The sequence below is a fragment of the Nocardiopsis sp. N85 genome (assembly GCF_028882275.1).
Classification (GTDB): Bacteria; Actinomycetota; Actinomycetes; order Streptosporangiales; family Streptosporangiaceae; genus Nocardiopsis; species Nocardiopsis lambiniae.
The window spans coordinates 25,085-38,303 of record NZ_JARBUT010000013.1 but is presented as its reverse complement, the minus strand read 5'-3'; the positions used below and the strand labels follow the sequence as shown (position 1 = coordinate 38,303).

Annotated in this window: 10 protein-coding genes; 8 read left to right on the top strand and 2 right to left on the bottom strand. The window is 72.6% G+C overall.

Going from position 1 to position 13,219, the window contains the following annotated elements:
- The first annotated feature begins 164 nt into the window (after window positions 1-164).
- Window positions 165-1,517: an MFS transporter gene (locus tag PWG71_RS18535; protein ID WP_274811090.1), complete on the top strand. Its 1,353-nt coding sequence runs from the start codon at window positions 165-167 to the stop codon at window positions 1,515-1,517.
- 155 nt (window positions 1,518-1,672) lie between these two features.
- Window positions 1,673-2,254 (top strand): DUF1349 domain-containing protein, encoded by a 582-nt coding sequence (locus PWG71_RS18530; RefSeq protein ID WP_274811089.1) that lies wholly within the window; start codon window positions 1,673-1,675, stop codon window positions 2,252-2,254.
- A 73-nt stretch (window positions 2,255-2,327) separates the two neighbouring features.
- Here PWG71_RS18530 and PWG71_RS18525 read toward each other — a convergent pair whose 3' ends face one another.
- Window positions 2,328-2,999, bottom strand: coding sequence for an esterase/lipase family protein (locus PWG71_RS18525; RefSeq protein WP_274811088.1), 672 nt, complete (start codon window positions 2,997-2,999; stop codon window positions 2,328-2,330).
- A 118-nt stretch (window positions 3,000-3,117) separates the two neighbouring features.
- On the opposite strand from PWG71_RS18525, the gene PWG71_RS18520 reads away from it, so the two are divergent.
- The 6 genes from PWG71_RS18520 to PWG71_RS18495 all read left to right on the top strand — a co-directional run bounded on the left by PWG71_RS18520 (window position 3,118) and on the right by PWG71_RS18495 (window position 12,753).
- The gene (locus tag PWG71_RS18520) at window positions 3,118-6,042 is read left to right on the top strand and encodes a helix-turn-helix transcriptional regulator (RefSeq protein ID WP_274811087.1); all 2,925 of its coding nucleotides are present in this window, start codon (window positions 3,118-3,120) and stop codon (window positions 6,040-6,042) included.
- 157 nt (window positions 6,043-6,199) lie between these two features.
- Window positions 6,200-7,906 carry a hypothetical protein gene (locus PWG71_RS18515; protein WP_274811086.1) on the top strand — a complete coding sequence of 569 codons (1,707 nt, stop codon included), beginning with the start codon at window positions 6,200-6,202 and terminating at the stop codon, window positions 7,904-7,906.
- Window positions 7,907-8,168: 262 nt separating this feature from the next.
- Window positions 8,169-8,903 (top strand): hypothetical protein, encoded by a 735-nt coding sequence (locus tag PWG71_RS18510; protein ID WP_274811085.1) that lies wholly within the window; start codon window positions 8,169-8,171, stop codon window positions 8,901-8,903.
- A gap of 410 nt (window positions 8,904-9,313) precedes the next feature.
- Window positions 9,314-10,399: a pyruvate dehydrogenase (acetyl-transferring) E1 component subunit alpha gene (gene pdhA, locus PWG71_RS18505; protein ID WP_274811084.1), complete on the top strand. Its 1,086-nt coding sequence runs from the start codon at window positions 9,314-9,316 to the stop codon at window positions 10,397-10,399.
- Window positions 10,400-10,402: 3 nt separating this feature from the next.
- Complete coding sequence (locus tag PWG71_RS18500; protein ID WP_274811083.1) at window positions 10,403-11,398, top strand: alpha-ketoacid dehydrogenase subunit beta; 996 nt, start codon at window positions 10,403-10,405, stop codon at window positions 11,396-11,398.
- Window positions 11,395-12,753 carry a dihydrolipoamide acetyltransferase family protein gene (locus PWG71_RS18495; RefSeq protein WP_274811082.1) on the top strand — a complete coding sequence of 453 codons (1,359 nt, stop codon included), beginning with the start codon at window positions 11,395-11,397 and terminating at the stop codon, window positions 12,751-12,753. The genes PWG71_RS18500 and PWG71_RS18495 overlap by 4 nt, the downstream gene beginning before the upstream one ends.
- 67 nt (window positions 12,754-12,820) lie before the next feature.
- Here the strand turns inward: PWG71_RS18495 and PWG71_RS18490 are convergent, their stop codons facing one another.
- Window positions 12,821-13,204 carry a MerR family transcriptional regulator gene (locus PWG71_RS18490; protein WP_274811081.1) on the bottom strand — a complete coding sequence of 128 codons (384 nt, stop codon included), beginning with the start codon at window positions 13,202-13,204 and terminating at the stop codon, window positions 12,821-12,823.
- Between the last annotated feature and the right edge of the window lie 15 nt (window positions 13,205-13,219).

Sequence of the window (13,219 nt, the reverse complement as noted above, 5' to 3'; positions counted from 1 at the left end):
GTCTGCACAGGTATTCAAAATGCCGTAGATCACATGGCATAGTGTCCTGGGGCTCGTGACCTCTCTGTCGGCGCATCCGTCCTGTGCCGATTCGCGTCCTTCGGGCGCGGGGCACGGGCCCTGACGTGACCGACTCCCCGGTCGGCAGACATTACGGAGCAGCAATGGCAACATCCGACGCCACGGCCTCGGGGTCCGCCCCCCTGGACACCAAGGAACGGCGCAAGGTCCTCGCCGGGACCATGGTCGGCACCACCATCGAGTGGTACGACTTCTTCATCTACGCGCAGGCCGCGGGTCTGGTCCTCGCGCCCCTGTTCCTCGCGCCCATGGCCGAGTCCAACCCCGGCCTGGCCCAGGTGCTGTCCTTCGCGACCATCGGCATCTCGTTCCTCTTCCGCCCCCTCGGCGCGATCGTCGCCGGGCACCTCGGCGACAAGATCGGCCGTAAGAAGGTCCTGGTCGCCACCCTCGTCCTGATGGGCGTCGCGACCTGCCTGATCGGTCTGCTGCCCACCTACGCCCAGATCGGCGTGGCCGCCCCGGTCCTCCTCATCATCCTGCGCATCCTCCAGGGCTTCTCCGCGGGCGGTGAGTGGGGCGGCGCCGCCCTCATGTCGGTGGAGCACGCGCCGGTGGACAAGCGCGGTTTCTTCGGCGCCTACCCGCAGATCGGCGTGCCCTGCGGCATGATCCTCGCGACCTTCGTCGTGTGGCTCATCACCACCGTCATCGGCCCGGACGCCTTCCTCGAATGGGGCTGGCGCATCCCGTTCCTGCTGTCCTTCCTGCTGATCATCGTCGGCCACCTCATCCGCAAGTCCGTGGAGGAGTCCCCGGTCTTCAAGCAGATGCAGGAGCGCCGCGCCGAGTCCTCCGCCCCGCTGGGCTCGCTGTTCCGCAACAACACCAAGGAGGTCGTGCTCGCCGCGCTGATCTTCCTCGCCAACAACGCGGCCGGCTACCTCGTCATCGCCTTCGTCGCCACCTACGCCTCGACCGCCCTGGGAATGGAGCGCGGCCCGGTCCTCCTGGCCACCACCCTGGCCTCCTTCGGCTGGCTCATCTCGACCCTGTACGGCGGCTGGGTCAGCGACCGCTGGGGCCGGGTGCGCACCTTCCAGATCGGCTTCGTCCTGCTCGCCGTGTGGGCCGTGCCGATGTGGCTCATGATCGACACCGCCAACATCCTGTTCTACTTCGCGGGCGTCTTCGTCTTCTGCCTGACCCTGGGGCTGAGCTACGGCCCCCAGTCGGCGCTGTACGCGGAGATGTTCCCGGCCGAGATCCGCTACTCCGGCGTCTCCATCGGCTACGCCCTGGGCGCGATCCTCGGCGGTGCCTTCGCCCCGATGATCGCCCAGCTCCTGCTGGAGAACACCGGCATGTCCTGGACGATCGGCGCCTACATCGTGGGCGCCGCGGTGATCTCGTTCATCGGCGTCTCCCTGGTCAAGGAGAACATGGGCGTGGACCTGCACGCCGAGGGCGTCGGCGAGGCCCGCAAGGCCTCCTGACCCCCGTTCCCACCGAGGGCGGTACGGCGACTCGTCGCCGTACCGCCCTGTCGCCCTGTCGCCCCGCCGCCTTGTCGACATAGGGTCGTGTCGACGGCCGTGGGAGCGCTCTCATGGCCCGACCCCCAGCGGCTCCGCGAACGAGAGGTGACACCGTGTTCACCGACATGACCTGGCTGAACGAACCCCCGTCCTGGCGGGTGGAGGACGACGGATCCCTCACCGTGGTCACCGCCGACGGCAAGGACTTCTGGCGGCACACCCACTACGGGTTCGTCCATGACGACGGTCACTTCCTGTACACGGAGGTCAGCGGCGACTTCGTCCTCCAGGCGACCTTCAACGGCGACTACGGGAAGCAGTACGACCAGGCCGGGCTCATGCTGCGGGCCGACGAGGAGAACTGGATCAAGACGGGGACCGAGTTCGTCGGCGGCGGGCTCAACGTCAGCTCCGTGGTGACCCGGGGCCACTCCGACTGGTCCGTGGTCTCCCTCCCCCGGCGCGGCGGCGCGTTCCCCGATCTGACGATCCGCGTCATCCGCACCGGTGAGGCCGTCAACGTCCAGTACCTGGACGGGTGGGGCACCTGGCGGCTGCTGCGCCTGGCCCATCTGCCGCTGGGCGAGACCTGCCTGGCCGGTGTCATGTGCTGCTCGCCCGAGCGGGAGGGGTTCCGGGCCGTGTTCCGCGACCTGTCGATCTCCTCGGACGTCCCCGAGGACGAGCACACCTGATCCCGGGAACGCGGAAGGGGCGGGTCGGCGAGGGAGGAGCGCCGACCCGCCCGAGCGGGGGATGGGGAGGGGGTCAGGTGATGGTGCCGCGCACGCCCGAGATGACCTCGGAGCTCCACATCATCGAGATGTGCTCCAGGCAGCCGGTCCGGATGTTGTTCGCGCCGGACAGGGAGGTGCTGGACGTCGGGGAGATGACGACGTCGCACGGCGACCGGAAGGTCGTGTAGACCGTCGGGCCCGGGGTGGGGTTCCCGGAGTTGAGCTCGTTCAGGAACGACGACCCGTGCCGCATCTCCTTGCACGGGGTGATGAGCGACGGGCACAGGCCGGCGACGTTCGTCCCGTTGTTGGGACCGCCGATGGAGATCCACCGGTCGACCTTCTGCGCGCCGCCCAGGTTCTTGATGTACCAGCGGGAGGACAGGCCGCCCATGGAGTGGGAGACCAGGTGGACCTTGTCGACCCCGTGCTGGGCGCGGACCCCGTCCACGTAGGAGGCGAGCTGCCCGGCGATGGTCTTGTTGGAACGGGCCCAGTCGTAGGAGAAGACGTGCAGTCGGTCCTGCGGGTAGCCGGAGGAGACCAGGCTGCCGCGCATGGTCGACCACTGCTCACCCTTGCCGGCGAAACCGTGGATGAAGATCACGGGGGTCTGGGGGGCTGCCGCGGCGGGCGCGGCCTGGGCGAAGGAGAGGACGACGGCCAGGACGAGGCCGCTCAGGACGGCGATCAGACGCTTCATGGGGGCTCCGGATCTGCGGGGGGATCTGGAGCGAGTGTGTGGCACGGGTCACTGTGCGCGCATCGGCTGAATCGCCGGTCCCTTTACTTCTTCTTAACTCGTGGGTAACTTTTTATGCGTGACCAGAGTGCCCCCCACTGTCACCGCCCCGTCCGGACGTGAGCGCGAACTCGCCGCCGTGCGCCGTCTGCTCCACGCGGCCCGGTCCGGGCGCAGTGACGCCCTCCTCGTGACCGGTGGGCCCGGCTCGGGGAAGAGCACCCTGCTGGCCCACGCCGTCACCGAGGCCGCCGACCTCACCGTCCTCTACGCCCGAGCGGTTCCGGAGGAGAGCGACCTGGCCCACGCCGGTCTGCACCAACTCCTGCGCACCGTGCTCCCCTATCTGCCACGGCTGCCCGCCGCCCAACGCGAGGTCTTGGACGAGGCCCTGTGCCTGGGACGGGACGACCGGCCCTTCCCGCTGGCGGCCGCCGCGCTGGCCCTGCTCACCGAGGCCGCCGCCGAACACCCCCTGCTGGTGTGCGTCGACGACCTCCACCTCATGGACAGGTCCTCCCGGCAGGCCGTCGCGTTCGCCGCCCGCCGGTTCTCCGTGGAAGGCGTCGCGACCCTGCTCACCGCCGACGCCGACGTCCTCGGCGATCTGGCCGGCCCCGTCCGACTGGCCCTGTCCCCCCTGCCCGACCGGGTCCTCTCCGGCCTCCTCGACGAGCGGGCCCCGCACCCGCTCGCCGCCGGGGTCCGCGCCGACCTGGTCGCCGCCGCCCGGGGCAACCCCCGGGCCGCCGGAGAACTCGCCGACGCGCTCACCCCGGGACAGGCGTGCGGTGACGCGCCCTTGGGCGAGCCGCCCCGTTCCCACGGGCCCCTCACCGACACCTGCGCGCGACTCCTGCGCTCCCTGCCCGCCGACACCCGGCACCGACTGCTCCTCATGGTCCTCGACGAGACCGCCGAGCATCACGACCGGGCCGAAGGCGCCGGCCTGGAGCCCGGGGACCTCGAACCCGCGGTGGCCGCCGGACTGGTCCGCCACGAGGCCGGACGCCCCGTGCCGGCGCACCCCCTGGTCCGCACCGCCTGCTATCACCGCTCCCCCCTCGGCGAACGCCACGCCGCCCACCGGGCCCTGGCCGACCTGTACGCCGACCTCCCGGCCGTCGCCGCCCGGCACCGGGCCGCGGCCGTCGCGGGCACCGACCCCGTCCTGGCCGCCGAACTCACCGCGATCGCCCGGAACACCACCGAGCACGCCACCGCCGCACTCCTGTGGGAGCGCGCCGCCGAGCTCACCCCCACCACCGCTGCGCCGAGCGGATCCCGGTCCGCCGGAACCGTGCGCGAGGCCGGGTCCGTGGCCGCACGGCCCTCCGGGCGCGCCGCCGAACCCGTCACCACGACCGGCGGCACCGTCCGCGAGGGCCGGAGTCCAGCGATCGGCGGGAGGAGCCCCACGACCGACGGCACCGTCCGCGAAGGCCGCGGTCCCGCGACCGCCGAGGACCGGATCGGCGCGAAGATCCGCGAGGACCGTTTCCTGATGGCCGCCCGGCACGCCTGGCTCGCCGGCGACCACCGGCGGGCCCGACGGGACGCCCACCGGGCGGGCGACGTCGCCGACCCCTTCGCCGCCCAGATGGACCTGCGCGCCGGCGTGGCCATCGACGCCTTCCACCGTCTCTCCGCCGCCGCCGAACGCCTGGCCGACCACGACCCCTCACGCGCCCTCGAACTCTTCCACCACGCCGGGGAGGCCGGCTGCCTGGCCGGCGACCACGACCGCTACTTCGCCACGGCGGCCCGCGCCCGAGCCCTCGCGGAGCGGGCCGACTCCCCTCGTGACCGCGTCCTCCTCGACTACATGGCGGGCAAGTCCGCGATCTTCCGAGGACGCCACGCCCAAGGGGTCGACGCCCTGCGCCGGGTCCAGGTCGCGGCCGACCACCTGGGCGAACCCGACGTGCTCGTCCTCGGCGTCATCTCCGGGCTGCTGTGCGGCGATCACATCCGGACCAGGGCCCTCGCCGGCCGGGCCGTCCTCATCGCCCGCCGCACCGGGGCCGCCGCCCTCGTCCCCCAGGCCCTGGAGTTCCTCACCTACGCCGAACTCTGGTTCGGCCGCCTGTCCCTGGCGGAGGAGAGCGCCACCGAGGGGTTGCGCACCGCCCTGGCCACCGGGCAGGAGAACTGCGCCGGCCACCACCGGGCGGCGTTGGCGTTCGTCGCGGCCATCCGGGGAGAGGAGGAGACCTGTCGGGGGCTGGCGGGAGCCGCCCTGGCCACCGCCGAGGCGCACGACGTCGGCCTGCCCGCGGCACTGGCGTCCTGGGCGCTGGCCCTGCTCGACCTGGGTGCCGGCCGGGCCCGTGAGGCCGCCGTGCGGCTGCGCGCCCTGACCCGCTCCGGCCCCGGACGGAGCCACGCGGCGGTGCGGCTGCTCCTCACCCCGCACCTGGTGGAGGCCGCCGTGCGCGGCGGCCTGGACGCGCGTGTCGACGCCGGTGTCGCCACACTCCACGCCTGGGCGGAGGCCACCGACAACGACACCGCCCGCGCCCTCGTGGCGCGTTGCCGGGGACTGCTCGCCGACGGAGACCGGGCCCAGGAGGACCTGTTCCGGGCCCTGGAACTGCACACCTCCGGCTACTGCGACTTCGAGCAGGCCCGCACCCGGCTGCTCCTGGGCACCCGGCTGCGCCGGTCGCGCCACCCGGGGTCGGCCCGTGAGCACCTCACCGAGGCCCGGGAGATCTTCGAGCGCCTGGGCGCCGCGCCCTGGGCCGCTCAGGCCGCCGCCGAACTGCGCGCGGCGGGCGGGGCCGTGAGCGGTGTGGAGACGCGCCTGTCCGACCTGAGCCCGCAACAGCTGCGCATCGCCCGTCACGTCGCGGACGGGGCCACCAACCGGGAGGTCGCGGCGCGGATGTTCCTCAGTACCCGCACCGTCGATCACCACCTGCGCAACATCTACTCCAAGCTCGGCATCCGCTCCCGGGTGGAGTTGTCCCGACTCATCGACCGTCCGGCGTTCGCCGACTGATCCACCTGTCGGTGAACGGGCATGTCGACACCACGCCACGTCGCCCGATCGATGTTTCACGTGAAACCCCGATCGGGACACGGGCTCGGAATGCGGGGTCGGCCCGCGCGTCGTGGGGCATGATTCCGGAGACCGCTCCCTCTGGAAAGGCACCACGGTGTTCCACCTGCCAGGATCGCCCTCCGACCTGCCCCATCCCGAGATCCTCTGGTCCCGGGCCGGTGCGTACGCGGCGATCTGCGCCGGCCTCGGACTGCCCCACTGCGTGCCCGAGCGCGGCGCGGTCCACTTCTCCCTGATCCTGGGTTCCCGCTTCTGCCTGGCCCGCGTGTCCGACGGCCGGTTCCTCCTCATCGGCGAGGACCGGGACAGTGCGGCCGCCCAGGGGCGGGACCGGCCGATCGACCCCTTCGGCGGAGCGCCCGACGGGCTCCCCCGGGAGTGGCTCGCCGAACTCCCCCGGCCGGACTTCGTCTACTGGTGGGACGACGGGTGGTCCCGTGCCGACTACCCCGACGACTGGGAGGACGACGGCCTGGCCGCCACCGTCGGCTGGTGCGCCGACCTGGACCGCTTCACCGAATGGGTGGCCCTCACCGCCCTGAACGCGGACGACGTCGGGTCCGCCCGTACGACCGTCGCCGACCTCGCGGCCCAGGCGGAGCAGCGCTCCCTGGACACCGGGATCCTCGCAGTGGTCCTCGGGTACTCCGCCCGCCCCGACGTCGACGTCGCGGCGGGCATGGCCATCGCCCGCCGTCTCGGGCTCACGGGTGAGCAGGAGCCCGAGACGCTCCCGTCCGGCCGCTCCCGACCGGTGGGCGGAGACCACCCCGTCATCGGCCGCCGCAGCCTGTCCCTGCTCATCGGCGACGCCATGCGCGCGGCCGGGGAACTACCCGGACGCGGGGACCCCGTCACCGCACTGGCCGCCACCGCCACCCCGCGCGGCCGTGCCGAGAAGGCCCTCGCCGAGGTCTCCGCACTGGCCCGGGAGCACCTGCTCGGCGAGGCCGACCGGCGGGTCCTCGTCTACCGCGCGCCCCACCCCCACGGCCTGGTCCACGACGACCTGGTCCCGATCGCCACCGGTCCCGGCGCGCACGCGATCCTGGAGGGCCTGCGCGTGGACGAGGAGGACCCCGAACGCGGCCGCTGGCTCTTCGCCCGCCTCAACATCACCCGTGACGACGTCGTCCTGGAACGCGCCTACGACCACTGGCCCGCCTGGCTGCCGGGCCCCGTCGACGAGGGGATCCGCGAACTCGGTTTCGCCCATCCCACCGGCGGTCCCGAGGACACGGCCGTGCTCCGGGAGGAGATGCGGCGCCGCCCCCCCGCCTGGCGGCCCGACTGGGCGGGGCTGCTGTCCGAACGTACCGCGTACGCCCCGCCCCGGCCGGGCCCGCCCGGGCGACCGAGCGTGCCGCCACTGCGGATCACCCTGGAGCGCAGGGTCGCCCTCATCGACGAGATCGCCGACCGGATGCGCTTCCCGGCCCGGAACCTGGACTGGTCCCGGTTGCGGCTGACCTACCGGGCCCTGGTGGGATACGCGGGCGGTGAACTCGTCGCCACCCGCGCCGACGGCGACCACGACCTCCCCCTGCCCGAAGGCGTACGCGCCGCCATGGAGGCGCTGCGCTCGGCCACCTACGTCGAAGGGCGGGGCGCCTGGTTCACGGTGGACGTCGTCGTGGGTCGCACCTCCGGGTGGCGCGTCGCCTACGACCGGGACGGCGAACCCGCCTTCTCCATGCCGCCGCGCGCGTTCGATCACGCCCTCGACGCCCGCTACTTCCCCCGGGACTTCACGAACACGCCGCCGTGGCTGGTGGAGCGGTTGCGCCCGGACGCCCCGTGACGGTGCCGGCCCGGAGGACCGCTCGGGCCGAACGGCGGGGGCCTCCGAGCGCCGGCCCCGGGAAGGCCGCGCCGTGCCCGCGTGCGCGGGGCCACCACCCGGCCGAGGGGACCCGAACGACGGCGAGAACGATCACCCGCCCGACGGCGCGGAGGGCGGCACACCGCCGTGATCGACCGGTGGCGCCGTCCGAACCGGTACCGCGGCCGAGATGAGTGTCGGTACTCATCCGCCGGCCTTCGGCCCCGGCCAGGATGAGCGCATGACGAAGAGAACGCGCTCACTCGCATTCGGTGTCCTCGGCCTTCTGGCCCTCGCCACCACGGCCTGCCAGAACGGATCCGAGGCCTCCCCCGTCGGAGCGGCCGCCCCCACCGAGACCGGCCTCCCCCCGCTCGGGCCGAACGGCGAGGCCCCCTCCGAGCACATGTCGCTGGAAGAGGCCGCACCGTTCCTGGAGGCGCAGGGCCACCACCCGGCCGAGGGGGACCTGAACGGCTACGAGATCGGTCACCTGCCCGACGACGTCGAGGGCACCCCCTACGACCTGGACCACACGGTCTGGCTCGCCGAGAACGGCTTTGTCGCCCCCGACATCCACGAGGTCGAACGCGCGTGGCTGGCCGACAGCATCGAGGTGCATCACCTGGTCGACGACTACGGCGTGGTCCTGGCCGAGCGCGAGGCCGTCGCCGTCTCCTCGTTGTACGTCTCCGTGCTGAGGCGGGACGACTTCACCGATGTCGAGGCCTACCTGGAGGCCACCGACATCCGATTGGAGGAGGAGTTCTCCGACGGCGGTGTCCGGGAGCTGCCGGACGGCGACGGCCACTACAACGGCTCCGTCGCGCTCTTCTCCCCGGAGCCCGGCGTGATCGTCCACCTCTCCTACGTCGACGACGACTACTGGGAGGAGCAGTGGGCGAGCGACGACATGACGGCGGAGGGCGACCCCGAGGAGGTCCTGCGGATCGTCGAGGGCATCACACCGGCCTGACCGGACGCCGGTGCGGACCGGGGCCCGATCCGCACCGGCGTGCGCTTTCGGGCTTCGCGCCGGCCCACCGGGGGCGCTCCGCGCCCTCCGGTCCGCGCGGCGCCTCGTCCCCCTCGTGCCACTCCCGGCAACGGACCCGGCGCATGTTGGGGCGGGGTCGATCACGGTGCTTCGAGGGCTCGGCGTTCGGGCAGGTCGGGAGTGACGCCGAAGGGTCACGGAGGGTGTCGACCACCTGTCCACACGGGGTGGTGTTCCGGGTCACATATCCAGACGATCGGCCACGAAAAGCCGGCTCTTCAACGACGTTTTCTTGATTTCGGCGCGCCTGTGGCGAACATATGGCCACAAACCTCACCATATGTCTGTACACGTCATCTTCGACACATCCGACCTATGGAGGCAGAGGCATGGCCGACGACCGGGACCTGCTCCCCTCCGAGCAGCCGGTGCAGCTGCTCGACGAGTCGGGGAGGCCGGTCGCCGACCCGGCTCTTCCCCTCCCCGACAACGAACGTCTTCTCGCCGCCTACACCGCCCTGGTGATCGGCCGTCGCGTCAACGACCAGGCCGGCGCCCTCGTGCGCCAGGGCCGGCTGGCCGTCTACCCCTCCTCGCACGGCCAGGAGGCCTGCCAGGTCGGGGCCGCGCTCGTCCTCGGCGAGAACGACTGGCTGTTCCCCACCTACCGGGACAGCGTCTCCGTGGTCACCCGCGGCGTCGACCCCGTCGAGGTCCTCACCCTCCTCAAGGGCGACTGGCACGCCGGTTACGACCCCTACGGGCACAAGGTCGCCCCGCAGGCCACCCCGCTCGCCACCCAGCTGCCGCACGCCGTCGGCGTCGCCCACGCCGCCCGCCTGCGCGGCGAGGACACCGTGGTCATGGCCATGTGCGGCGACGGCGCCACCAGCGAGGGCGACTTCCACGAGGCGCTCAACTTCGCCGCCGTCTTCAAGGCGCCCGTCGTGTTCTTCGTCCAGAACAACGAGTACGCCATCTCGGTCCCCCTGGCCCGCCAGACCGCCGCCCCCTCCCTCGCCCACAAGGGCGTCGGCTACGGCGTCAACGGCGAACGCGTCGACGGCAACGACACCGCCGCCGTCCTGGCCGTCCTCGGCCGGGCCGTCGCCGCCGCCCGCGCCGGGGAGGGCCCCCAACTGGTCGAGGCGCACACCTACCGGATGCAGGCGCACACCAACGCCGACGACGACACCCGCTACCGCAGCCCCGACGAGGTCGACCCGTGGGTCGCGCGCGACCCGCTCGCCCGCATGGAGGCCCTCCTCAAGCGCAAGCGCGTGCTCACCAAGGCCCGTCAGACGGAGATCACCGAGCGGGCCGAGGCCGTCGCCGCCGCCATGCGCGAGGGCATCTCCCGCGACACGGACCCCCACCCCTCCGAGCTGTTCGCCCACGTGTACGCCGAGCCGACCCCGCAGCTGAAGGAGCAGGCCGCCTTCCTGGCCGACGAGCTGAGCAGAGAGAGCGACTGACCCATGGCGACCGATACCACCAAACTCACCATGGCCCAGGCGCTCAACCGGGCGCTGCGCGACGCCATGGCCGAGGACGACACCGTGTACGTCTTCGGTGAGGACGTCGGCCCCCTCGGCGGTGTCTTCCGCATCACCGACGGCCTCACCGCCGAATTCGGCGAGGACCGCTGTTTCGACACGCCGCTCGCCGAGGCCGGCATCGCCGGTCTGGCCGTCGGCATGGCGATGAACGGGATGCGCCCCGTCATCGAGATGCAGTTCGACGCCTTCGCCTACCCGGCGTTCGAGCAGATCGTCAGTCACGTCGCCAAGCTCCGGAACCGCACCAGGGGCCGGGTCGCGATGCCCATCGTCATCCGCGTCCCCTACGCGGGCGGCATCGGCGGCGTCGAGCACCACTGTGACTCCTCCGAGGCGTACTACGCCCACACCCCCGGCCTGAAGGTCGTCACCCCCGCCACCCCGGTCGACGCCTACCACCTGCTGCGCGACGCCATCGCCTCCGACGACCCCGTCGTGTTCATGGAGCCCAAGAAGCTCTACTGGGCCAAGGAGGAGTTCGACCCCGCCGCGTCGCGTCCGGGCATCGGCACCGCCGTGGTGTGCCGTCCCGGCACCGACGCCACCCTCATCGCCTACGGGCCCTCCGTGCCCACCGCGCTGGAGGCCGCCGAGGCCGCCGCGCAGGAGGGCCGCAGCCTCCAGGTCGTGGACGTGCGCTCCCTCGTGCCGTTCGACGACGAGACCGTGTGCGCGGCGGTGCGTTCCACCGGCCGGGCCGTCGTGATCGCCGAGGCCTCCGGGTTCGCGAGCGTGGCCTCGGAGATCGCCGCCCGGGTCACCGAGCGCTGCTTCCACTCCCTGGCGGCCCCGGTCCGCCGGGTCACCGGGTTCGACATCCCGTTCCCGCCGCCGAAGCTGGAGCGCCACCAGCTGCCGAGCGTCGACCGGGTCCTCGACGCGGTGGACGACCTTCAGTGGGAGGACGACCAGTGACGATCCACGTCTTCGAACTGCCCGACCTGGGCGAGGGCCTCACCGAGGCCGAGGTGGTCAAGTGGCTGGTCGCCGTCGGCGACACCGTGACCGTCGACCAGCCGGTCGCCGAGGTGGAGACCGCGAAGTCGATCGTGGAGGTGCCCACCCCCTACGCCGGCGTGGTCCACGAACTGCACGGTGCCGAGGGAGAGGTGCTCGCCGTCGGCGGTCCGCTGATCAGCGTCGCCGACGACGCCGTCGTGGAGTCGGTGACGCCCGCCGCCCCGGCGTCGGCGGACGGCGAACGCTACCGGGAGGAGGAGCGCGCGGGCACCGGATCGGGCAACGTCCTCATCGGCTACGGCACCCCGGAGACGGGTGACGGCGGTCGGCGCCGCCGTCGCAAGGGCGCCCGCCCCGCCCCCGCCCCGGTCTCCCCTGCGGTCCCGGACGCGCCCGTGCGTCGGGTGCCGCTGGTGACCTCTCCGCTGGTCCGTCAGATGGCCCGCCAGGCGGGACTGCGCGTCGCCGACCTTCGGGGCAGCGGTCCGGGCGGGCTCATCACCCGCCGTGACGTGGTCGCCGCCATCGAGGCGGACAAGGCCCCGGCTCCGTCCGCGGCGCCCGAGACCGAGGTGCCCGCCGTCCCGGCACCGATCGCCGCCGGCGCGGTCGACCCGCGCACCGGGCTGGCCGAGTCCGCCCGTGTGCCGATGAGCGGGTTCCGCAAGAGCGTCGCCGCCGCCCTCTCGCGCAGCCGCAGTGAGATCCCCGAGGCCACCGTGTGGGTGGACGTCGACGCCACCGAACTCGTCCGCCTGCGCGCCGCCCGCCCCGAGGGGCCGGGACTGCTGTCCTACGTCGCCCGGTTCACCGTGGCGGGGTTGCGCGCCTTCCCCGAGCTCAACGGTCTGGTGGACGCCGAACGCGGCGAACTCGTCCAGTACGACGGGATCAATCTGGGCCTGGCCGTGCAGACCGACCGGGGCCTGGTCGCCCCGGCCGTCCTGGGCGCGCACCGGCTCACCACCGCCGAGCTGGACACCGAGGTCAAGCGGCTCACCGCCGCCGCCCGCGCGGGTAAGGCGACCCCGGTCGAGATGACCGGCGGCACGTTCACCCTCAACAACTACGGTTCCCTGCGGGTCGACGGCAGCGCCGCGATCATCAACCACCCGCAGGTGGCCATCCTCGGCATCGGCCGGATCATCGACCGTCCCTGGGTGGTCGACGGTGAGCTGACCGTCCGCAAGATCACCCAGTTGTCGTTCGCCTTCGACCACCGGGTGTGCGACGGCGGAGCGGCGGCCGGGTTCATGCGGATCGTCGCCGACGCCATCGAGGACCCCGCCGGGGCCATCGCCCGCCTGTAGGCGGGGATCCGGAACAGCGCCCCGGAGGGAGTCGGCACCCTCCGGGGCGCCCTCGTGCGCGCGGGCCTCAGACGGCCGGGGCCGCCCGGGACTCGTGGACGAGGACCTCCTCCAGGTACTCGGCCACGGCCCGGCGGTTCTGCTCCAGGCAGCGGATGCGCCGGTCCATACGGTCGATCTCCCCGCGCAGGGTCGCGATCATCTCCGGGGTGGCGTCGGGGAAGTGGATCGACCGGGGCTTGTCCAGACACGGCAGGATCTGTTCGATGATCCGTGTGGGCAGTCCGGCGTCGAGCAGCCCCCGGATCTGGAGGACCCGGTCCACCGTGGCCTCGTCGTAGTCCCGGTAGCCGTTCTGCCCGCGAGCGGGCAGGATGAGGCCCCGCTCCTCGTAGTAGCGCAGCGATCGGCGCGGGGTGTCGGTCAGCTCGGAGAGCTCTCCGATCCGCATGTGTCCCACCTCACG

Coding starts and splice junctions, on each gene's coding strand:
- PWG71_RS18500 (WP_274811083.1), top strand. CDS start 10,403: ATGGCGACCGATACCACCAAACTCACCATGGCCCAGGCGCTCAACCGG.
- PWG71_RS18525 (WP_274811088.1), bottom strand. CDS start 2,999: ATGAAGCGTCTGATCGCCGTCCTGAGCGGCCTCGTCCTGGCCGTCGTC.
- PWG71_RS18490 (WP_274811081.1), bottom strand. CDS start 13,204: ATGCGGATCGGAGAGCTCTCCGAGCTGACCGACACCCCGCGCCGATCG.
- PWG71_RS18510 (WP_274811085.1), top strand. CDS start 8,169: ATGACGAAGAGAACGCGCTCACTCGCATTCGGTGTCCTCGGCCTTCTG.
- PWG71_RS18535 (WP_274811090.1), top strand. CDS start 165: ATGGCAACATCCGACGCCACGGCCTCGGGGTCCGCCCCCCTGGACACC.
- pdhA (WP_274811084.1), top strand. CDS start 9,314: ATGGCCGACGACCGGGACCTGCTCCCCTCCGAGCAGCCGGTGCAGCTG.